17 protein-coding genes are annotated in these 21,649 nt (G+C 66.6%); 16 read left to right on the forward strand and 1 reads right to left on the reverse strand.

The features are described from left to right. Window positions 1-270 precede the first annotated feature (270 nt). The 15 genes from AB0O76_RS34280 to AB0O76_RS34350 all read left to right on the forward strand — a co-directional run bounded on the left by AB0O76_RS34280 (window position 271) and on the right by AB0O76_RS34350 (window position 17,472). Entirely contained in the window at window positions 271-1,464 is a 1,194-nt protein-coding gene (locus tag AB0O76_RS34280; protein ID WP_365499519.1) for an ATP-grasp domain-containing protein, read from the forward strand. Between the two features lie 322 nt (window positions 1,465-1,786). Next, a complete protein-coding gene (locus tag AB0O76_RS34285) occupies window positions 1,787-2,029 on the forward strand; it encodes a phosphopantetheine-binding protein (RefSeq protein ID WP_365499522.1) in 243 nt (80 codons plus the stop codon). Beyond that, window positions 2,026-3,096, forward strand: a complete 1,071-nt coding sequence (locus AB0O76_RS34290; RefSeq protein ID WP_365499525.1) for a DUF2332 domain-containing protein — start codon at window positions 2,026-2,028, stop codon at window positions 3,094-3,096. Before AB0O76_RS34285 ends, AB0O76_RS34290 begins: the two co-directional genes overlap by 4 nt. Beyond that, window positions 3,093-4,580 (forward strand): class I adenylate-forming enzyme family protein, encoded by a 1,488-nt coding sequence (locus AB0O76_RS34295; protein ID WP_365499528.1) that lies wholly within the window; start codon window positions 3,093-3,095, stop codon window positions 4,578-4,580. Before AB0O76_RS34290 ends, AB0O76_RS34295 begins: the two co-directional genes overlap by 4 nt. 2 nt (window positions 4,581-4,582) lie before the next feature. After that, window positions 4,583-5,347, forward strand: coding sequence for a phytanoyl-CoA dioxygenase family protein (locus tag AB0O76_RS34300; RefSeq protein ID WP_365499531.1), 765 nt, complete (start codon window positions 4,583-4,585; stop codon window positions 5,345-5,347). After that, on the forward strand, window positions 5,344-6,585 hold the full coding sequence (locus tag AB0O76_RS34305; RefSeq protein WP_365499534.1) for an MFS transporter: 1,242 nt from the start codon (window positions 5,344-5,346) through the stop codon (window positions 6,583-6,585). Before AB0O76_RS34300 ends, AB0O76_RS34305 begins: the two co-directional genes overlap by 4 nt. Before the next feature lie 2 nt (window positions 6,586-6,587). Beyond that, window positions 6,588-7,454 carry a hypothetical protein gene (locus AB0O76_RS34310; RefSeq protein WP_365499537.1) on the forward strand — a complete coding sequence of 289 codons (867 nt, stop codon included), beginning with the start codon at window positions 6,588-6,590 and terminating at the stop codon, window positions 7,452-7,454. Between the two features lie 49 nt (window positions 7,455-7,503). After that, the gene (locus AB0O76_RS34315; protein WP_365499540.1) at window positions 7,504-9,105 is read left to right on the forward strand and encodes a condensation domain-containing protein; all 1,602 of its coding nucleotides are present in this window, start codon (window positions 7,504-7,506) and stop codon (window positions 9,103-9,105) included. After that, entirely contained in the window at window positions 9,102-10,163 is a 1,062-nt protein-coding gene (locus AB0O76_RS34320) for an SDR family oxidoreductase (RefSeq protein ID WP_365499543.1), read from the forward strand. Before AB0O76_RS34315 ends, AB0O76_RS34320 begins: the two co-directional genes overlap by 4 nt. Then, window positions 10,160-11,224, forward strand: coding sequence for a TauD/TfdA family dioxygenase (locus AB0O76_RS34325; RefSeq protein WP_365499546.1), 1,065 nt, complete (start codon window positions 10,160-10,162; stop codon window positions 11,222-11,224). Before AB0O76_RS34320 ends, AB0O76_RS34325 begins: the two co-directional genes overlap by 4 nt. After that, window positions 11,217-12,617 (forward strand): hypothetical protein, encoded by a 1,401-nt coding sequence (locus AB0O76_RS34330; RefSeq protein WP_365499548.1) that lies wholly within the window; start codon window positions 11,217-11,219, stop codon window positions 12,615-12,617. Before AB0O76_RS34325 ends, AB0O76_RS34330 begins: the two co-directional genes overlap by 8 nt. A gap of 11 nt (window positions 12,618-12,628) precedes the next feature. Next, window positions 12,629-14,374 carry an asparagine synthetase B gene (locus AB0O76_RS34335; protein ID WP_365499551.1) on the forward strand — a complete coding sequence of 582 codons (1,746 nt, stop codon included), beginning with the start codon at window positions 12,629-12,631 and terminating at the stop codon, window positions 14,372-14,374. Then, window positions 14,367-14,966: a hypothetical protein gene (locus AB0O76_RS34340; protein ID WP_365499554.1), complete on the forward strand. Its 600-nt coding sequence runs from the start codon at window positions 14,367-14,369 to the stop codon at window positions 14,964-14,966. The genes AB0O76_RS34335 and AB0O76_RS34340 overlap by 8 nt, the downstream gene beginning before the upstream one ends. Window positions 14,967-14,969: 3 nt before the next feature. Then, window positions 14,970-15,428, forward strand: coding sequence for an NUDIX domain-containing protein (locus AB0O76_RS34345; protein ID WP_365499556.1), 459 nt, complete (start codon window positions 14,970-14,972; stop codon window positions 15,426-15,428). A 151-nt stretch (window positions 15,429-15,579) separates the two neighbouring features. Next, window positions 15,580-17,472, forward strand: coding sequence for a BTAD domain-containing putative transcriptional regulator (locus tag AB0O76_RS34350; RefSeq protein ID WP_365499559.1), 1,893 nt, complete (start codon window positions 15,580-15,582; stop codon window positions 17,470-17,472). Window positions 17,473-17,498: 26 nt separating this feature from the next. On the opposite strand, the gene AB0O76_RS34355 is transcribed toward AB0O76_RS34350, so the two are convergent. Further along, window positions 17,499-17,870, reverse strand: a complete 372-nt coding sequence (locus AB0O76_RS34355) for a 4'-phosphopantetheinyl transferase superfamily protein (RefSeq protein WP_365499562.1) — start codon at window positions 17,868-17,870, stop codon at window positions 17,499-17,501. A 277-nt stretch (window positions 17,871-18,147) separates the two neighbouring features. On the opposite strand from AB0O76_RS34355, the gene AB0O76_RS34360 reads away from it, so the two are divergent. Beyond that, entirely contained in the window at window positions 18,148-21,432 is a 3,285-nt protein-coding gene (locus AB0O76_RS34360; RefSeq protein WP_365499709.1) for a toxin glutamine deamidase domain-containing protein, read from the forward strand. Window positions 21,433-21,649 lie beyond the last annotated feature (217 nt).

Genomic DNA, 21,649 nt, shown 5'->3' on the forward strand with positions numbered 1-21,649 from the left:
TCGGGCACGCGGCCCTCCGTTCCGCCAGGGGACAGGATTACGCGCAGAAAGCCGAGAAGAATTAATTCGGCAGACTGTATATCCAGACCGAGTGAAGTACGCAAGCTTGTTTGTGTGATATAAATCACATGGACGCTATAGGGAATTCGGAGCTAAAGTCCACGGCGGATAGCTCTGAATCCCTTCGCGATTTTACGCGAAATAGGCAAGCCTATTATTAATGGGGGGAAGTGCATGCAGATCGGACCTGCCGTACTCCACATTGGATGGATGCCGCGCGCTGTCGCCGCGCTGGAACGGGCGGGAGCCCGGATCACCTCCGTTGTGGCCCCGCCGGACGCGGTCGCGGCCCGCGCGGCGGGCAGCGCCATCGTGGTGCCACGGCCCTCGAACGTCGAGGACGTGCTGGCCGGCCTCGCGCGGGACGGGCTGGCTCTGGATGACTATGACGTGATCTGTAGCGTGCTGGAGTTCTGCCTGGTTCCAGCTGCCGTACTGGCCGAGCTCGCGGGCCGTTCCCGGGCCTCGGCACGCGCCACCCTGGCGATGCGTGACAAGTACCTGCAGAAGCGATTGGTCCGGAACGCGGGGGTGGCGACGGCGGCATGCTCGGTGCTGGAGTCCCTGGGCGCCCTGGATGCGTCGGCCGTGGCGTACCCGAGCGTACTCAAGCCACTCGACGGGGGTGGCGCCCGGCATACATACGTGCTCCGCGACGCGAACTCGACCCAGGAATGCCTGGACCGGGCTGCCGCCGGAGGTAAGGGTCCGTGGCTGGTTGAAGAATTCATTGCCGGTGTTGAATTCAAGGTCGACGGACTGATCCGTGACGGCGAAATCAAGATTCTTTCCATTGCTCGCTACCTGCAGAATCTGATCGAAATACACGAAGGTGGGATGGTCGCTCACGTCGCATTGCCGCCCACCGAATACCTGGATCTTTACGCGGATGTCCACGCGCTTGCCGAAACTTCGCTCAAGTCTCTGGAATACCTCGATGGCCCTTTCCATCTGGAGGTGTTCCAGGAGCCGGGAGGGCGGGTCGTCTTCGGCGAGTGCGCGGCCCGCGTGGGCGGCGGACGCACCGACGACGTCGTAGAGCTGACCTTTGGGGTCAACCTGCGCGACGAGTGGGCGCGTGCCGTGCTCGGCAGCCCCACGGAGATCGCCTCCCGGCCGGAGCACTCGGCCGACGCGGTATTCGGCGGGATGAACCTGCCGGGTCCGGCCGGCCGGGTCCGCGCAATGCCGTCCCTGGAAGAGGTGTTGACGCGGCCCGGCGTCGTCCGGGCCACCTTCGACATCTCTCCCGGCCAGGTCATGCCGGACGTCACGGCTGCCTCCCACCTGCGGGCCGGGCTCGCGGTCGTCCGGGGTGCGGACGACCGGGAGGTCGCGGACCGGATGCGGGATCTGGCCGACTGGTTCGCCGGCCGGGTCGAGGTGGAAGGGCCGACTGACTGAGTACAAGCGGGACGCGATCGAGCTCGTGCGGTCGTCGGGCCGGACGGTGACGGCGGTCGCCCGCGTCCCGGCGCAATTACGGCGTCCCTCGCGTCACCGCTGAACTGCGCCGCCAGGGCTGGCTCTACCTCGCCTCGTTGCCCGACCTGGCCACGCGCTCGCGGCCTCACGATAACGATCATTCAACGGCCATGCGCCCCGCCTATACAGTGCCTCAGCCGGTCGGCGAGCAGGCGACCCGGGCGGATCGGCGGGACGCGGCGTGGGTACTCCGTACCGTCCCTGAGGCCGGTAGGCAGCTGACGCGGGGAGGAGAACAGCGATGGATGAAGAGACCTTTTACGAGGAGAGCAAGAAGTATCTGCGCGAGATTCTGGGCGAGGCCGACCTGGAACTCGCCTCGGATACCGAACTTCTGGACTCCGGCTTGCTCGACTCACTGTCGGTCCTGGAGTTCTTCTTCTTCATAGAGGAAGTCAGAGGCGCGCCGATCGATCCGGAGGAGGCCGGTCCGGAGTCGGTCTCCACGCTGCGCAACGCCTACAAGCTGGTGCAGCCGGCATGACGCTCACCGTGGGGCAGGTGCTCGCGGGCTGGGCCTGGCAGCGGGAAATCTGCAGGCAGGCCGGGTCGGTCGGCTATGTAGGGGTGATCACCGGGGTGATGGACCAGCTCGGTCGCGACCCTGGGCTTACCGAGCTGCTCACCTCGGACGTGCAGGACCCCGTCCAGTCCGCCCAATGCCTCAGGCTGCTTGGCGCGGTCAACCGGGTGGCCCTGGCGGAGAACGCTTCCTGGATCACGGTCTACTACCCGGTTTTCGGCGGGCGGTGCGATGTCGATCGACTCGTTCCGGCATTTCTGGCCTTTCTCCAGGACCGGTTGCCGGCGGTGCGGCGGGAGCTGTCGGCCGGTGTGCAGACCAATGAGGTGGGACGAGCGGCTCCGCTGTCCGCAGCGATCAATTACGTGGCCGAGGCGACAGGAATGCCGGTCCGGCTGCTCGAGGTCGGTGCCAGCGCCGGCCTCAACCTCCTCGTCGACCGGTACTTCGTCGCCGCAGGCGAGCGGAGCTGGGGGCCCGCGAGCTCGGCCTTGCGGCTGACCGGGCAGTTCAAGGAGGGCGATCCGCCGACCGGAGCCCCAGAGGTCGTCGAACGCAGGGGCTGCGACCTCAACCCGATCGACGTGCGCGACCCGAGGCGCATGGACCTCTTGAGATCGTTCGTGTGGCCTGAACACGTCGAGCGCATGACCCGGCTCAACGCGGCGCTCGAGATCGCACGGTCCGCTCCCGCTGTCCCGATCGATGCGGACGACGCCTGCTCGTGGGCTTCCCGGCAGCTCGCCACCCGCCCGGCAGGCCAGGCCACCGTGCTCTACCACTCCATGGTCCTCACGTACTTCGATGACGCCGAACGTGCCAAGTTCGCGGACGTCGTGCGTGCGCACGGCGCCGGTACCAGCGCCGACCGGCCGCTGGCCTGGATTTCCATGGAGCCGAGCGAGGACGACTCGGCCGTGGTCGAGGTCCGTTGCGAGCTGTGGCCCGACGGGCGGCGCCTGCTGCTCGCCCGGTGCACGCCGCACGGCGGCGAGGTGCGGTGGGCCCCGGCGGAGATCCCGGCATGAGCGCGGACACGCTGCTTGAGATCTACGAGCATCAGGCGGCGAGTACGCCGGACGGCGAGGCGCTCGTCTACGCCCGCGCTCCCTACGAAGGGACCACGCTGACCTGGCGTGATCTCCTTGAACGCAGCCTGGAGCTCGCACCGAAGCTGCGGGAGGCCGGACTTGGCCCGGGCGGCCGCTGCGCCGTGGTCATGATCGACCACCCGGACGTGCTTCCCGGTGTGCTCGCCGTCTGGCAGGTGGGCGGCGTGCCGGTCCTCCTGGACAGCCAGTGGGGGCGTACCACCACTCGCTCGGTGCTGCGGCTGAGCGCCGTCGAGACGCTCTTCGACCCGGCCCGCGGCACCTGCGAGAGAGCTCCGGACGTCGACGCGGACGCTCCACCGTTGCCGAGCGACACCGCGCTGCTCAGCTACACCTCGGGCTCCACCAGTGACCCGAGGGGAGTGGTGCTGTCGCACAGCCAGCTGCTCCATGCCTATCGGGCCGGCGGTGCCGCGCTGACCGCGCTCCTGGGGCAGAGACGGCGCCGCTTCGGCGTCACCATGCGTCTGTCAGGTCTTGGCATCCTCGGCATGAACTACCTGTGGCCCGCTGTCATGGGACTACCTGTCACGGTCCTTCCCGAGCTCTCCCTCGCATCGGCGAAAGGCTATTGGGCGAGGCTCAGAGAACATGACGTCGACGTCACCTATCTGGTCCCGCCGCTCGTCGATCTCCTCACCAAGATGTCGGTGGATCCCGGAGCCGAACACGGGGACACCATCGCCTGTCTGTCGGGTGGCGCACCCCTCTTCGAGCAGTCACAGCGGGCCATCCAGCAGAACTGCGGCGCCGTACTCCTGAACGTCTACGGCCTCACCGAAGTCTCCTTCGCCGCCTTCTTCGGAGACATCGGACCTGACGGGCGAGCGACCCACTCCATTGGCCGGCCCGCGACCGTGGAAGCGAGGCTGCGGGCAGCGGACGGCAGCATCGTCGCCGGCCCGGGCGAAGGCGAACTCGAAGTGGCCGGGGCAGCGGTGAGCCACGGCTATTACGCGAACGACACCGCGAACAAGGACGTGTTCCGGGAGGGCTGGGTCAGCACCGGCGACCTCGCCCGCAGGGACGCGAACGGCTGCTACAGCATCACCGGTCGGCACAAGGACGTGGTGCTCAGAGGGGCATTCACCGTCTACCTGCACGAGATCGAAGAGGCCGCCAACGGCCATCCCGGCGTGCTGGAATCGGCGGCCATTCGGCTTCAACTGCCCACCGGCGAAGACGTGGGGCTGCTCGTGCGAGTGGCACCAGGACCGGATGCGGAAACCAGCACCGCAGACCTACGCAAGCACCTCTCTCTGGAGTTGGGGAGCCAGCGGACACCGCGCCGCATCGTCAAGACGACGGAACCACTTCCCCGACTGGCACAGCACAAGATCGACCGTCGCGCCGCCCACGCGCGATGGCATGCGCTGAACACGCCTAACGCCAAGGAGTGAACATGACTGCAGCAGGCTTCGACCTGGACTGGGCAAAGTTCCGACGGAACGGCTTCCTCGAACTCGGACCTCGCCTGAGTGAAAGTGACCGGCTGGCAGTACTCGAGCACTTCGACAAGCTGGATGCATCGGACCGGATTCCTCCGGGCTATCAGGCGCAGTACGACGAGCAGGGCGAAACACGCAGGCTGCGCAAACTGCGTCGCCTCCTGTGGTGCGACAAGAAACTCTACGCGCCGATCCTCCACCGGATGGGGGCACTTGACCTGGCGGAGACGCTCATCGGTCCCAGTGCCGTGGCGATCCTCCACGCGGCCTTCCTCAAGCCGGCCCGCATCGGCACCCACGTCGCGCCCCATCAGGACCAGGCACTGTGGGACCGCCACCTGCCCGGCTCCTTCAACATGTGGACCGCCCTGACCGACGTGTCGCCCGCCAACGGCGGCCTGCACGGCTATCCGGGCTCGCACGTCCACGGCGTGATCGAACACCGCGACGACCCCGACCACCCGTGGCACGAAACCCTGAGCTACAAAGTGCCCGAACTCGCCGAGCGGCACGACTTCCTGCTCAAGCCCGGCGAATCCGCGATGTGGGAATCCACCTTCGTGCACGGGAGTGAGCCGAACACGTCCGACGAGGACCGCCGGGGCATGGTCGTGGTCTTCGCGGACAGCTCCGCGGCGAACTTCCACGAGCGTGACGTCATGACGCTCGAGCAGATACGTTCTCTCGCCGCAGCTGAGGCCACGACGGAGTCCGGGTGACCAACGACGGGGTCCAGGTCGAAGAGCGGAACGCCAAGCCCACACTCTGGGTTCCGGATTTCCGACTCTTCTTCACGGCCAGGACCACGTCACTGCTCGGGGACGCCGCACTCCCGGTAGCGATCACTGCCGCCATGCTGGAGTCCGGCTACGGCATCTCGGGCGTGGGATACGGCCTTGCCGCGCATCTGGCGCCGTTCGCGGGGTTCATGATCTTCGGCGGGGTGCTGTCGGACCGGCTCGGCGCGCGGCGACTGATGATCTTCGCGGACTTCGTGCGCCTGGCCGTCCAACTCACCCTGGCGGGCCTGCTGCTGGCCGGACGACCGCAGCTCTGGGTGATCCTCGCCCTGCTGGCCATGCTCGGCACCGGCGGTGCGCTGTTCCAGCCGGGCGTGGCCAGCGTGACCCCCAGGCTCGCGTCCGATGTGCAGCGGGCCAACGCCGTCCTGCGCATCGCGGAGTCGTCCACCATCGTCTTCGGTCCGGCTGTCGCCGGTGGGCTGCTGGCGCTGATGCAGCCCGCCGCCGTGATCGCCTTCGACGCCCTGACGTTCGGCGCCAGCGGCTGCTGCCTGCTGCTGCTGCGCCTGGCGCCCCTGCCCGCGCGCGACGGGCCGAAGACCTCGCTGCGCGGCGATCTCTTCGTGGGCTGGCGCGAGTTCGTGGCGCGGCGGTGGCTGTGGCAAGTCGTAGCGGTCTGGATGCTGTTTCAGCTGGGCTCCTGGGGGCCGACCCTGACCCTCACCAACGGCATCCTGGTCGATCGGCTTGGCGCTTCGACCTTCGGCTTGGTCATGTCCGCCATGGGACTCGGCAGCGTCCTGGGTGGAGTGATCGCGATCAAACTGCGTCCGATGCGACCGATTCGTGCGGCCACCATCGCGATGTTCTTCTACGTGCTGATTCCACTGGGTTCGACATTCGACCTGTCGGCTCCGATGCTCGGCGCCTGCTATTGCGTCGGCGGGGCGAGCATGGCGTTCTGGGGCGTCATGTTCCACACCAGCGTACAAACGCATGTACCGGTCGAGTTCCTTGGTCGAGTGCACGCCTATGACGCGGCAGGCTCGCTGATGATGAAACCGGTGGGGCAGGCGCTGGCCGGTCCCGTGGCCGGAGTCGTAGGTGCTGTTCAGCTACTCCATTTCGCGACCGGCATAGGCATCGTGGTCTGTCTCATTCTGCTGTCGCTGCCCGCGGTCCGTAACCTCTCCCGGAACGAGTGTGTGGGATAAACATGCGCATTGACATCGCCAGCAGGGCTTCCCTCGGAGCCGTGCAGAACGAGGATTTTGCCGCTGCCGCACTGCCGGCCATGGGACGCGGTGGCGTAGCCGTCGTACTCGATGGCGTCAGCGCGCCCGTCGCCCCTGGAACGGGATGCTCACACGGCACACCGTGGTTCACCACCGCGGTCGGCGGAAGCCTGGTGGAGCTCGCCGCCAGGATGGACCGGCCCTTCGCCCAGTGTCTGGCCGATGCGATCTCCAGGACGACCGAGCAGCATTCCGGAGTATGCGATCTCGGGCATCCGCGCACACCGCAGGCGACGCTGGCGGCGGTCCGCTGGGACGCGGACCACCTCGAGTACCTGGTTCTCGGCGACAGCGAGGCGATGCTGGAGACCACGGTGCCAGCCACGGCGGAGGTGCACTTCCTCCGCGACATTCGCGTGGAGGCCGTCAGGGAACGACCGGACATGCGGGCCTGGCGGGCTCGGCTCGATGCCCTTCCCATCGGATCCGAGGAGTGGGAGCGCACCACCAAGGAATATCAGGTATTTGGGGACGCCTTCCGCAATTCCAAGGAGGGCTTCTTTACGGTGGCCGCCGATCCGGGTGTGGCCGCGGAGGCAGTGAACGGACGCTTCTCGATGGCCGAGGTCGCTGGTGCCGCGCTGGTAACGGACGGCGTGACGCAACTTACCGACATATTCGGCCACATCGACCGCCACGAAATCTACCGATCGCTCAGAGCGACCAGTTGCCAGGAGGTAATCGACAAGACAAGGGCGCTGGAGCTGGCCGATGAGTCAGCTACCAGATTTCCCCGCAGGAAGGCCTCGGATGATGCGACCGCAATCCTGATCGAGTTCTCTGAGTAAGCGCCGTTTCGCTGAGTGGCCGCCGTACTGCAGGAAAGTTGGATGAGATATGAAGCAAGACGACAACCTGCTGGAACTCAATCCATCCCAGCTGCGCAACCACCGCAATTGGACCGACGCCGAGCTGCCGATACGCGTGCAGACGCTCGTCCTCTCGCCGGTCGAGGACATTTCCCTGGACGCCGCGACGCAGGCTCTGAGCCAACTGATCAGCGCGCACGAGGGACTCCGCAGCCGCCTGTGCCACGACGACGACGGAATCCCGCGGCAGCGGGTGGTATCAGCACCTGAGGCCCTCGCCGAGATCCACGACTGCATCGAGACGCGGCCCTACGAGCCCGACGAGGACCTTTGGGGCACGGTTCCGGTCCAGCCACGGGAGTCGTCGGTCAAAGCGGTGTTCTACCTCGAGCGGGACCGCGTAGCGGCGATCAAGCTGAGCCTTTCGCATGTCTTCGTCGATTCGCTCGGCAAGCAGGCGGTGACGGCGCACCTGGCCGAGTTGCTGCGGAAGAGCGGCAGCGCCGCACCCAGCATCACACCGCAGGCGAGCACCTATGCGAAGGGCAACGAGCACCCGGATGTCCAAGAGAGCACCGCCTACTGGAAATCGGTGCTCGCGAACGCCCCGCGGTCCTGCACGTACGGCGCGGGAGAGCGGCCGGAGACCGAGCAGGCCCAGGTGAGTCAGGTGCCGTTGGACCGGCAGACGGCGGACCGCATCACGGTGACCTGCCGCAAATTGCGGGTCTCTCCGCAGACGGCGTGGGTGGCCGCGCTCAGCACGGTGGTCGGCCTGTTGTCGGGCCAGCACCGTCACACGTTCAAGACCACCCATGGGAATCGTGTGCTGCCGGCGGACTTCCGGGCCGTCGCGCAGATCGCACAGCCCTTCTTCTGTGTCGTGGACGGTGACCGTGAGGACACCCTCCGCGGGAGAGTGGAGAAGTCGGGCAAGGTACTCGACGCAGCCACCGGAAACACCATGTACGACGCGAACGCACTCCTTGACTGGCTCAATTCCGAGGAGCGCTCCAACGGCTCGGTGTTCCAGCCCGCCTTCGAAGTGAACTACGTACCGACGATCCGTCGCGCACACGCGTCGTTTCTCTACGGACCGGCTCCGGAGCGGCTGCGGAACGTGACGATGCGGTACGACCCGGCCGCGGGCAAGCCGGATCTCGCCCTCACCATTCGCCACTTGCCGGAGCCGCTCCTCCTGCTCACCGTGCGCGGCCCGCTGTGCGCGGAGCGGGACGCGCGGAAGATCCTGGACCACGGACTCACGTTCCTTGAGACGCTGGCCGACCATCCCGACCTGCCCATCTCAGAGTTGGGGATTCCGGAACTCGGCGCGCGTGGCTCGCTGCTGTACGGGCACCGAAGTGAGGTCGCCGTTGATCCGGAGATGACCAGGCGGCTGATGCTTTCCGCGCCCGGTGTCACGAGTTGCGAACTGACTCCCCGGCACACCGAAGACGGCTCGATCGTGCTGCACGCGCGGCTGACCATGCGCGGTGCGCCGGACGAGAAGGAACTGCGGGCACAGTTGCGCCGAGCGCAGCCGTGGTACGCGGGTTCCATTGTTCCTGACGTGCTTGTCATCGAGCCGCACGGCGAGGGAGCCGGAGAATCCAAGGAGGGCGCGTGAGACGAAGGGTTCTGATTACCGGAGGCTGCGGGTACGTCGGATCTGCCCTGGTGAAAAGGCTGGTTCGAGACGGGGGATATCACGTCACCGTTCTCGACAACGGCCTGATTCCGGGCTGGCGCATGGAGTCAGGCCCCGTTGACTATATCGAAGGCGATGTGCGCGACATCGCCGACTGGTCAGCGGTGCTGAAGAACGTGGACTGCGTGGTTCATCTGGCAGCAGTCGTAGGCGATCCGGCCAGCAGCATCAACACCGAGTTGACCTGGGAGGTCAACTACCTTGCCACCGTGCGGCTGGTCACGGAGTGCCGCAAGGCCGGGGTGGCCCGTTTCGTCTTCTCCTCGACCTGCAGCAACTACGGTGTCGTCGACGAGGTGGCGGAGGTGGACTCGCCTCTGCAACCGCACTCGGACTACGCGGAATCGAAGGTCCGCGCCGAACACCATCTCCTGGTGAGTCAGGATGTCGGATTCACGCCCGTCATTGTGCGGCTCGCCACGCTGTATGGGTTGGCGCCCCGCATGAGATTCGACCTCGCGGTGAACGTGATGACGGCGAACGCGGTCCGCAACGGCAAGATCGAAGTCCATGGCGGAAAGCAATGGCGGCCATTCCTCCACGTCAACGACGCGGCGAAGGCGCTGCAGATGGCCGTGGAAGCAGGCGACACACCCTCCGTACCGCACGTGTACAACTGCGGCTCCGCCGCGGACTGCTACCAACTCGGTGACATCGGTCGGCAGATCGCGGCCGAGGTGCCGGGATCCGAACTCGTCACGCTGGATGGCGTCACCGACGTACGTGATTACCGGGTCAGCTTCGACCGCATGGAGAAGCGCATCGGGTTTCACGCGGACCTGAGGGTCGTCGATGGCATCAGAGAGATAAGAGATTCACTCACCGCAGGCGAGTACGCCGATTACGCCCATGAGCGCTACAGCGACCTTCTGTCCGTTTCCGCATCCGTCCAGCGCGGTGATCCGGCTGGACAGTGCCGGTCCGGCCGCCGGTATCCGGGCGTCACGACTGATTGCCGTGCGGGAAGTGGCGTATGACCGACATACGCACCGCACCGACAGCAGTAGCGGGCGACTGGCTCGGAGCGGACCTCTCCGCTGACCCCGAACAGTGGCGCCTTCCCATTCCGCGGCAAGTCGCGGACGAACTGCTCGTGCTGGCCCGCGATTTCGTTGACAAGGCGGCGGAGAAGAACCCCGACGCATCGCCTCCCCTGGCCGGTCCCGCAACGCGTTCCCTGGTCGGGCAGGTACACCGGCGTCTCGCCGGTTTCCCCGGCTTCGTCCAGCTCACCGGTTTCCCGGTGGATGCCGAGTTCGAACTGGTGGAAGCGGCGTACTGGCTGTTCGGCAGGTTGATCGGCGCGCCCGTTTCGCAGACACGCGCGGGGAATTTCATCGCCCGGGTCGAGGATCAAGGGGCGAAGATCGCAGTTCCCACCCAGCGTGGCCACCACAGTTCCAGCGCCCTCGCCTTCCACGCCGACCGTACGGACGTCATCGGGCTGCTGTGCATCCGTGCCGCCGTCGAGGGCGGACACAGTCAACTGGTGTCGAGCAAAGCCCTCCACAACCTCATACTGCGCGAACGTCCCGACCTGCTGGCGGTGCTGTATCAGGCGTTCCCGCACGACCAGCGAGGCGAGGCACCTGCCGGTCGTCCCGACTGGTGTGAACTTCCGGTGTTCAGCCAGTTCGCAGGGGATTTCTCAGCCCGCTATGTGCGGCGTTTCGTCGAGGGTTCCCAGCGTCATGCGCGGGCACCGCGGCTGACCGCCGAGCAGGTTGCTGCCATGGATTTCATGGACGAACTGCTCCACCGGCAGGGAGTGGCGCTGCAGATGGAACTGCAGCCAGGTGACATTCAATGGATCAACAACTTCCACATCCTGCACGCCAGGAGTGCGTTCCGTGATGCCGCCGGCCCTGACGAGGGCAGGTTGCTTCTGCGGTTGTGGCTCGCTTTTGCGGGCAGTCCTGCCCTGCCGCCCGAATACGCCGACATGTACGGCAGTACCACCGGCGGCGCGTACCGGGGCGGGGTGTGTGCAACGGGTGCTGGTCTGACTTGGGTAACGGAGAGGGGCGACCATGAATGACCGGCCGGTGCGCATCATCGACGCCACGCTGCGTGAAGGAATGCAGGCTGCCAACGGCACCTTCACCACAGAGCAGAGCGTGGAAGTGGCTCGATCTCTCATAGCGTGCGGCGTCGACACGGTGGAATGCGGGCACCCCGCGATCGGCCACCATGAGCAGCTTCGGGTGGCAGCGGTAGTGGAAGCCAGCGGTGCGGTGCCTGTTCTCGCACACGCCAGGGCGAACAACAACGACGTCGATGCGGTGGCCAAGACCGGTGCCGACTGGGTGGGTATTTTCCTCGGGGTCAACGACATTTCACTCAACAGCAGGCTCCCCGGCTACAGCAGAGACGACGTGCACCGCAAAATCGACGAGTCCGTCGGATACGCACGTCAATTGGGCCTGCAGGTGCGGTTCACCGTCGAGGACAGCAGCCGTACCGACTTCGACCTACTGGTGGAGACGTACACCAGAGCGATCAAAGCGGGCGCTGACCGGATCGGTATCGCCGACACCATAGGGGTGCTGGAACCGGGGAGAACCGGCGAACTCGTGCGGAGGCTGCTGTCGAGCGGCCTTGACGCCGAGATCGAGGTGCATCTGCACGATGACAGAGGTCTCGCCCTCGCCAACGCACTCGCAGCCATCGACGCCGGCGCCACCTGGATTTCCACCTCGGTCAACGGGCTCGGAGAGCGGGCCGGAATCGTTGATCTGGGCGCGCTCCTCGCCAACCTGGACCACCGGGGCACCCGCACGTGTGCGAACGGTCAGCGGCTGCGCGACCTCAGCCGTCGCGTCGGCGCCTACTCCCGGTCGGCGCCGGATGACCGACGGCCCGTCGTGGGCAAGAACGTATTCCGCCACGTATCCAGACTCCATCTCATGGCGGTGGATCGCGATCCTGCCTCCTACGAGTGGATCGCTCCTGAACTGTTCGGAGCCGAACGGGTCATCGGCGGTGACGAACTGCCGAGGACTCCGGCCGAGTGGATCGTCAAGCCGCCGATCGTGTCCGCGACGGAACTGCGGCACCACCGCGCGGGACCCGGCGACAGGTTCGTCCTGGTGGACGAGAGGTTCGTCTCCGGCGCCGGCCAGTACTGCATCGCCCGCCGCATCCCCGAACTCGACAGCTATGGCGCCGGGCATGTCGATGGCCATGTGCACCACTGCGACAGCCTGTTCGTCTTCCTCGGCACCCAGGAGAACTACCAGGGGCTCGAAGTGGACGTGCACCTGGGTGAGGAGTCGTTCCGAGTGCTCAGTCCGGCCTCGGTGTTCATCCCCGCGGGCGTGCGGCACAGCTACCAAGTGGTCGCCGGTTCCGGCACCTACCTCAACCATGTGCTGGCCGGCGACTACAACAGCAGTCTCCTCGACCCGCCGTCCTTCGGCAGCGGGGACTGACCGTGTGCGGCGTGGTGGGTGTCTCGCTGAGACCGCACGCGGGGGAGTGGTCGGCAAGCGAAGTCGCCGCCGGGGTCCTCGAGCAGCTACGGCATCGCGGACCGGACGGCCTCGGCCTCGTCGGCCACGGAACCGCGGCCTTGGGGATGGCCCGGCTCCGGGTACGGAGCAGACAGCGGGATTCCGTGCCCTTCGCCGGGCCAGGTGTCGTCTTCGCGTTCAACGGGGAGGTCTACCGTGCCGACGGCCTGGTGCCAGAGGGCGGTTTCGAAGAGGCGCGGCGTGCCGGCGAGCCGGACGCGGCAGCGGCGGTGGACGGGATGTACGCGGTGGTCGGCGGGCTCCCTGACGGGACGCTGTGGGCCGTGCGCGACCCGCTGGGCATCAAACCTCTCTACCTGCGCGAATCACCGGACGGCGTTGCGCTCGCTTCCGAGGTGGGGCCACTGGTGGATGTCTTCGGCCGGGCTCCGGTCAGGCTCGCGGCGTTCGCGCAGTTCCTGCTCAGTGGGCGCCGAGTCGTCGACGGCGGATCGTTCTTCGAGGGGATCAGAGCGGTCAGGCCAGGAGAGCGGCTGACGCTGCGCGACGGGCGGATCACCCAGTCGGTCCTGACCCGTCCGACGCCCTGTGCCCCCGGCGTACCCGAGGCGGCGGAGCTGCGGACCGCCCTTGAGACGGCTGTCGACCGGATGCTGCTGACCGATCGCCGGGTGGGCCTCGCCGTCAGCGGTGGCTTGGACTCCACCCTGGTGGCCCGGCTGCTCGCGCGGCGCGGCATCCGCGATCTGCCCACGGTCAGCGTCCTGCCCGAGGACACCGGTGACGGGGTCCGCGACCTCAGCGACCTGGGTCTCTCCGATGGCGTCATCGGAACCTGGCAGCACCGCTCGATCTCGTTCGGCCCGGCCGACCTGCTCACCGGGCTGCCGGCCGCGGTCCGGTCGCTCGGCGAACCGGTGGCCATGTCGAGTCTGCCGATGTACCGGGCGCTGGCGAAACTGGCCAGAGCCCAGGGGATCACGGTGCTGCTGGTCGGCGAAGGAGCAGACGAGCTGTTCGCCGGCTACCACCGCTACCGGGCGCTCTACGCCGGTGAGTTCACCGATCCCGTCGACTTCTACCTCCCGTACGAGCGCCTTGAGCTCGTCACCGCACTGCTCGGAAGAGACGCGTGTGCCGCCGCCACCGGAGAACTGAGGAGAGCGATAGGCCGATCGCAGGAGGCCGCCGCCCAACGCCACGGCATCGAGCCCACCGTCGTCGATGTGGTACGGGAGCACGAGTACGAACACAGCCTCGAACCGCTGCTGCGCCGCACCGACCATCTGTTGATGGCTGAGGGCATCGAAGGCAGAACGCCCTTCCTGCACGGTGGAGTCGCCGAACTCTCCAGGCGGTACCCGGCGCGTTCGCTGGTGCGCGGCAGCCAGACGAAGGCAGTGCTGCGCGAGGCGTTCGCGGACCTGCTCCCGCCGTCCTACCGCGCGCAGCCGAAGCTGCCCTTCCGCGCCCCCGTCCGCCAGTGGCTGCGGGGCGGCCTGCTGCCGCGGGTGGACCGGACTCTGGCCGACGCCACCGAGTCGCTGCACCAGCGCCTGGGCGTACGGCCTTCAGGAATGCTGCAGTTGCGTGAGCGCCTGGCCGCCGGTGACGCGGCGGCCTGCACCCTGGCGTTCGCGCTGTTGTCCACCGTGGAGTGGCTCAACTGGCTGGACGACTCCGCGGACAGGAGCGAGGTGGCGGTCAGTGCCTAGGCACCGCCGACTGATCGTCGCGCTGCACGGATACGGCGGGACGGGGGCGGGGATCGCCGGAGTCCTGACCGCGGCCGCAGGCGGCAGCGAGGGCCAGGACACCCGAACGGTGGTCGCCGGCCCGGACGGGCCGTGCACACCCAGGTTCGCCCGGGAGGGGCGGGCCTGGTTCGAAATCTCCTCGCAGCCCTCGGTGATCGCGGAGCGGTCCCGCCGGGCCGCCCCTGCCGTGGCCGAGTACATCGCGCGGATGCAGCAGCGCCACCGGGTGTCGGCGCGGCATACCGGTGTCGTGGGGTTCTCTCAGGGAGCCTCGGTGGCCGCCATGGCGGTGGCCGGCTCGTCGCTCTGCGGGCGAGCCGTGCTGGTCTGCGGCCGGATACCGGCTCCGGATACCGGGCACGCGGTACCTGACGTCCTGGTCGTGACCGGAGGGCGCGACCGGTTCGTGCGGCACGACGCGGTCCGCGCGGATCTGGACGCGGGATATGGTCGGCTCGCCCGCCATATCGTGCTGCCCGAACTGGGGCACGAGTTCACCGAAGAAGTTGCGCGAATCGCCTTGGCCTACGTTACGAACAAAGAGAGTTGAGCCATGGACTACATCAAGGAAATGCGCGGCCTGGTGGGAACCAGGCCGCTGCTTCTTCCCGGCGCACTCGTCATCGTGGAAAGGGACGACGGGAAGATCCTCCTCACCCGGCGCACCGACACGGGTGAGTGGAGTCTGCCCGGCGGCCACATGGAGCCTGGTGAGACCATCACGGACACGGCACGGCGAGAGGTCCGCGAGGAGACCAATATCGAGGTTGGCGAGCTGGAACTGGTCGGCATCTTCTCCGGGAAGGATTTCTACTACAAGTACCCCAACGGAGACGAAATCTTCAAGGTCACGATCGTCTATTCGGCGCCACTCCTGCCGAGTGAGGTCCGCCCCGATCGCGGCGAGGTTCTGGAACTCTCCTACTTCGACGTCAGCCGCCTGCCCGGCGACCTCTTCGACCAAGAGCGCACCATTATCGAGGCGTACGCCAAGTCGCGTGCGGCAGGGTAGATGGCGGCCGTTGCGCACCACCAGGCGCCGACCGGCGTCGTCCTGCTCACCGACCAGCTCGACTATGTACTGATCCACAACTCCTGGTCCTGGCTTGCTAGTTCAACTATCTTTGTCCCCAGCAACACCACTGGGGACGGAGGTATTGCACGTGACGGGGGATCTTCGGCTTGCAGTGTTGGGGGCCGTCCGCATCGACCGACCAGACCGCAGCCTCGACCTGTCCTGCAAACTGCCGGGCTACGTGCTGCGCATCCTGGCCCTGCGGCGGGGCGAGGTCGTCCCCAAGGACCAGTTGATCAACGGTATCTACGAAGGAACTCCACCCCGGAGCGCAGGCGCGCAGCTACGCGCCCACGTCAGCGTGATCCGCAAGGCGCTCAAGCCAGGCGCAGCGGCAGTCGACAGCGTCAACGGCGGCTACCGGCTCACGCTCTCTGCCACGGCAGCCCTGGACCTCGCCGAGTTCGAGCAGGGCTGCCATGCAGGGCGCACTGAGATACAGGACGGCCGATGGCGGGAGGGCGAACGGACGCTCAGCCGCGCCGTGAGGTTATGGGGGGACCTCACCGTTCCCGACCCGGTGGTCGCCGGGATCCACAGCGTCATCAACTGGTATGAGGGGCTGCATCGCTGCGCGTTGGAGGATTGGGTCGAGTCCCAGCTGCAGCTGGGGCAGGCGGCCCTGGCCATCCCCGTCATCGAGGCCGCCCTGGAGAGTGATCCCCTCGCCGAGCGGTTCCGCCGCCTGCAGCTGCTCGCGCTCTACCGGGCGGGCCGAATCGACCGGGCACTTGCGGAGTTCACTCGGCTGCGTACTCTCCTGGCCGATGAGATGGGCCTGTCTCCGAGCCCCGAGCTGGAGCGACTCCACGAACAGATTCTCAACCACGATCCCGCACTCGCCCCGGCCGCCGAGGCGCGGCCATCCCCGGCACTCGCCCCTCGCCAGCTCCCCGCCCGCCCCTCGGGCACCGCGCGGCAGGCAGACGTCGCGGCGACGGCAGCCGCACTCGCCGGAAACGGGCCACGGGATTGCCCGCCCATTGTCGTCATGACAGGACCGCCGGGCTTCGGGAAGTCCACCATCGCGGTGGAGGCGGCGCACCGGGCAGCCGTCGACTACCCCGACGGGCAGCTCTTCGCCGCCTTCCACGCAGCCGGGTCCGGGGCGGCCACCACGCATGAGATCCTCGGCCGGTTCCTCGGCGACCTCGGTCTCGGTGCTGCGGAGATCCCGGGCACGCCGCAGGAGCGAGCCGTCCGCTTCCGCTCGTGGACCGCCGGCAGGCGCCTACTCATCGTCCTTGACAACGTTAGCGCCGCGACCCAGGTCGAGTTGCTGCTTCCCTCGGAACCGCGGTGCGCCGTGCTCATCACGGCCCGCACCGCCCTGTGTGGGCTCCCGCAGGCGACGCACCGGATCCCCATACAGCAGATCTCGGCCGGTGAGTCACTCTCCTTGCTTGAATCCCATGTGGGCCGCTCCCGGGTGCGGACCGAACCAGAGGAGGTGCGGCGGGTCCTGCAGATGTGTGCCGGCTCCATGCTCGCTCTGGACACGCTCGGCGCACGGATGGCCGCCCGGCCGAACCAGCGCTTCTCCCAGGTCGCAGAACGGCTCGCCCATGACGGCATCCGCCTCGATGAGTTCGAGGTCGGCGGACGCGGCGTGCGCGACACCCTGGCGCTCAGCTATGTCCAGCTCCCCGCTGGGGCGCGGGCCACCCTGCGCAAGCTCTGCTATCTGGGTATCGCCGAGTTCCCGCTCCAGGCCGTCGCAGCGCTCGAGGATCTCAGCCTGGCCGAGGCGGAAGACCGCCTCGACCCCCTCCTCGATACGCACTTCGTCACCGTCGCTCGCGTCGCCGGTGACCAAGCATGGTTTCGCGTGCACAAACTCACGCTCGCTTTCGGTCTGGAACGCGCCGCCGCCGAAGACTCCCACGACATCCTGCAAGAGGCGGCCAAGCGCGCCTACGGCCTGGTCCATTCGCTGAGTCGACGCGCCCAGCTGCGCGGCGACGAGGAACTCGCCAGGTGAGGATCCCCTCGCAGTGTGGAGATGACCTACGTTGAGGGCGCGGCACGCCCGGTCAGCCGGAGGGCCGGGCTGCCGGACGGGGCGCGCACCACCTCGATTTTCGTCAGAGCCGCACCGGAAAGGCCCACACCGAGCGCTTTCAGCACCGCTTCCTTTGCGGCGAACCGTACGGCGTAGCGTTCCGCGGAATCCTGGGGATGTCGCAGTATGCGCGCTCGGCGGGGGTGAAGACCCGGCCCGCGAAACGCGGCTGGCGGGCGAGGACCTGCCGCATCTCCGCCACATCGACCAGATCGACTCCCACACAGAGCACTTTCATCCCAAGTACTGCAGCGGTGCGGCGACGCGCTCACCGCAGCACGACAATCGCTGGCTGTCGGTCCCGGCCACAGGATCACGCGAGGCCTACCGTGACATGCAGGACTTCATCCACGCTCTCCAGGACCAGGACCAGGACCTCGCCCGCTTCCTCCGCACCGCGATCCAGGGCTCGGGGGCGTTCCGCCGCTTCAAGGACACGCTCGCCACCGCACCGGAGCAGCCCTCGAACGACGGCAACGGCCCAGGGGGCGCGAGCCGCTGGAGCATGGCACCTGAACCGCGGATACGTGCACGTCCGGGCAGTATCGCGATAGGGCGTGAGGCCGCAGGGGAAGCGGCGAAACGCCCCTTGACCTGCGAGGGTCACACCCTGCCAGCAAGACGACGACCTACGAGTACGACAACGGCAACCAGACGAAGGTCACCGACGCCGCGGGGCGCGTGAGCAGCTACAAGTACGACAAGTTCAACCGCGTCACCGAGAGCACCTTCCCTGGGGGCGCTGTCGCGCTCACGGAGTATGACGCCGTCGGAAACATCAAGTCCGTGACCGACCCGTCCGGCGGCAAGACCACATACGCCTACGACGCTGCCGATCGACTGGCGTCGACGACGAGCCCGCGAGGCAACGTCGCGGGTGCGGATCCGGCGAAGCACACCACGACTTATGGCTACGACAAGAACGGAAACCTGACCAAGACGGTCGGTCCCACAGGCGCGTTGACGACCACCGAGTACGACTCGCTCAACAGGCCGACGCTGGTCACCGACCCCCTCAAGCGGACCACCACGACCAAGTACGACAGCAACGGAAACGTCAGCGAGATGACCGACCCGCTGCAGAAGGTCACGTCGTTCACCTACACGCCGGCCGACCTCGTCAAGACGGTCAAGAACCCGCTGGGCAAGATCACCACCTACGGCTACGACGCCGACGGCAACCGCGCCAGCGTCACATCGCCCCTGGGGCACAAGCTGACCTGGACCTACGACGAGGACGGCCGCGTAGAGACTGAGGTTGACGCCCGCGGCAACGAGGCCGGATCCGACCCGGCAAAGTACACCACCAAGCACGCGTACGACGTCGCCGGAAACCTCAAGCAGACCACTGATCCGCTCGGGAACACGCAGAAGTTCGAGTACAACGCACTCGGGCAGCAAATCGCCGCCACCAACCAGAACAACGAGACAACCAAGACCGAGTACAACTCGCTGGGCCGCATCAAATCCGTGACCGCTCCAGACGATGGAGCGACGTCATACACATACGACACCGCGGGCAACATCAAGACACGCGTCGACGACAACCAGCACACGACCACGTACGACTACGACGCGGCACAACGGCTGAAGTCAGTAACCGACCCGCTGAACCGCTCCGTCAGCTATGGCTACGACGCAGACGGCAACCGGGAGACGGCCACCAACGCGCGCGGCACCGTCTCCACCACCACGCACGACGCCCTCGGACGGCCGACGAAGACGACCTACTCCGACGACACCCCGGACGTGACCACCGTCTTCGACAGCGTCGGCAACCGCAAGGAAGTCACCGACGGCACAGGTACCCGGACCTTCACCTACGACGCGGCCAACCGCCTCAAGACCGCCTCGGTTCCCGGCCAGGCGAAGGGGTTCGCCTACAGCTACGACGACGCGGGCCAACTCACGAACCGGACCCTTCCGCACGGCCGTGCCACGACGTTCACATACGACGACGAAGGCAATCGCCAGACGGCCGTCACCGCCGGAGCGACCAGCACGTACAAGTACGACCCGGCCGGCAGACTCACGAGTACTCAACTGCCCGGCAGCAACGGCTACACCGAAACGCGCTCCTTTGACGCGGCAGGGCGCCTGACCGACATCGCCAGCGTCAAGGGCGACACCACGCTGACAGGCTGGCGCGCCGTCCTCGACCCCGCCGGCCAGCCCAAGCGGATCGACTCCCAGCGGAAGTCCACCGCCGAATCGCAGTACTACACCTACGACAAAGCCGGCCGCCTCGACACGGAATGCACGTCACCCACGAAGGCAGACACCTGCCCGACAGACGCCTCGACCACCAAGTACACCTACGACAAGGTCGGAAACCGGAAGAGCCGCACAAACACCAAAGGCACCACCACCTACAGCTACGACGATGCCGATCAGCTGACCAAGTCGGTCACCGGCTCCACCACCACCGACTACGGCTACGACGCGGACGGCAACCAGACCAAGGCTGGCGCCCGCACCTACGCCTACGACGCCAACAACCGCCTCAGCACCATGACCGCGTCCGGCAAGACATGGGGCTTCACCTACGACGCGGACGGCAACCGAACCAAGCGCACCAAGACTGGCGTCACTCTCGCTTGGGACATCAACGGTGAACTCCCGCAGCTCGCGGCCGAGTACACCTCCACCGGAGCCCTGTACGCCGACTACCAGTACAACCCGTACGACGAGATCGAATCCGAGCACCGCACGGTCGCCGGAGCGGACGCGGCGTACTACTACCACCGCGACCTCGTCGGCTCCATCACCGACTTGACCACGGCCACCGGTGCCTCGGCCAAGACATACGACTACACGAGCGCCTTCGGTACCGGAGGGCCGGGCGTTGACACCAACCAGCCGAACAACAACTTCGGCTACGCCGGCCAGTACAAGGAACCAGTCGGTGGCGAAGACGCTGGTCTGGCCGATGCCCTTGGCTACAACATGCGGGCGCGAACGTACGATCCCGCACAGGGACGATTCACCGGCCGGGACCCGCTCACGCCTGGTCAGGAGGCGCCAGCCGACTCCTCGTACACCTACACCGGGAACGGGCCGACACACCGATACGACCCCGCTGGCACCTGCTGGTGGATCCCGGGCAGTGGCGACAAGAGCTGCTGGACCACAGACATCCCAGGCACTGAATGGATTCCGCTCTCCCCGGTCTTCGATAAGATCGGAGACTCGTGGGTGGACTCCTGCGAGAGCGGCTCCAACTACGCACAGTCAAATGGCCGTTCCGGCTGGAGCGGATGCATCGACGAGTTCACTGGTGTGGGCCCGATGCGGCGGGGTGTCACCTCCTACCAGCATGGGGACATCGCAGACGGAACGTTCCAATGTCTCGGTGGGATCGGGCAGTTCGGGCTCTTCCTTATGCCCGGCCCGAAGGTTCCTGCAGCAAGTTCCGAGAGCCTGGCTGCGGCAGTCGGAAACCTGCGCTGGGGTGCAGGCGGCGGAGGGGTCACGCTTAGAGGACTGTCCTACAAGACGCCGGAGACCCCCGAGCTCGTCAAGCTCATCAATCCGCTGAAGGGACCTACGAACTGCCGCGCCTGTGCCCTCGCGGTGGACTCGACACTGTCGGGAGCTCCGGCGTCGGCCAGACTCATTCCGGCTGGCGGGCTAGCTCCGCTAGAGAAGTTCTATCCTGGAAAGCGCTTTAAGACCTCTAACTTGAGTTCGATAGTCGAGGAAATAGCTAGAGGTGGCCCCGGTGCGCGAGGGATTTTGATCGGGATTAGAGGTGCAAATGGCCACGCTTTCAACATTGCAAATGTGGGCGGAGATGTGGTCTTCCTGGATGGTCAAACCGGCCACGCCGGATCGCATATTAAGAAATGGCGAAATTTTCAGTTCATGAGGACGAGGTAAATATGATTAACCACTCTGAGGCGCTTCGCTTGGCCGAAGAATTTCTCGAAATGGATGGCGGGTCAGAGGTCCCGCTGGTCATCGATGTGAGGAATGTGGTTTCTCGGGATGGATGCCTTATCGCTCCGTGTAATAGTGAGGAGTTTATTCGCGCGGGGAAGTTGGAAGCCATGGTTATCGGTTGTACTCCGGTAAGGGTGGACCTCGAGACGGGTGA

The sequence above is a fragment of the Streptomyces sp. NPDC086554 genome (assembly GCF_040686095.1).
Lineage (GTDB): Bacteria > Actinomycetota > Actinomycetes > Streptomycetales > Streptomycetaceae > Streptomyces.

Bases quoted from the DNA above. Each gene is read 5' to 3' on its own strand.
- AB0O76_RS34280 (WP_365499519.1), top strand. From the start codon at position 271: ATGCCGCGCGCTGTCGCCGCGCTGGAACGGGCGGGAGCCCGGATCACC.
- AB0O76_RS34300 (WP_365499531.1), top strand. From the start codon at position 4,583: ATGACTGCAGCAGGCTTCGACCTGGACTGGGCAAAGTTCCGACGGAAC.
- AB0O76_RS34295 (WP_365499528.1), top strand. From the start codon at position 3,093: ATGAGCGCGGACACGCTGCTTGAGATCTACGAGCATCAGGCGGCGAGT.
- AB0O76_RS34315 (WP_365499540.1), top strand. From the start codon at position 7,504: ATGAAGCAAGACGACAACCTGCTGGAACTCAATCCATCCCAGCTGCGC.
- AB0O76_RS34325 (WP_365499546.1), top strand. From the start codon at position 10,160: ATGACCGACATACGCACCGCACCGACAGCAGTAGCGGGCGACTGGCTC.
- AB0O76_RS34290 (WP_365499525.1), top strand. From the start codon at position 2,026: ATGACGCTCACCGTGGGGCAGGTGCTCGCGGGCTGGGCCTGGCAGCGG.
- AB0O76_RS34285 (WP_365499522.1), top strand. From the start codon at position 1,787: ATGGATGAAGAGACCTTTTACGAGGAGAGCAAGAAGTATCTGCGCGAG.
- AB0O76_RS34330 (WP_365499548.1), top strand. From the start codon at position 11,217: ATGAATGACCGGCCGGTGCGCATCATCGACGCCACGCTGCGTGAAGGA.
- AB0O76_RS34310 (WP_365499537.1), top strand. From the start codon at position 6,588: ATGCGCATTGACATCGCCAGCAGGGCTTCCCTCGGAGCCGTGCAGAAC.
- AB0O76_RS34345 (WP_365499556.1), top strand. From the start codon at position 14,970: ATGGACTACATCAAGGAAATGCGCGGCCTGGTGGGAACCAGGCCGCTG.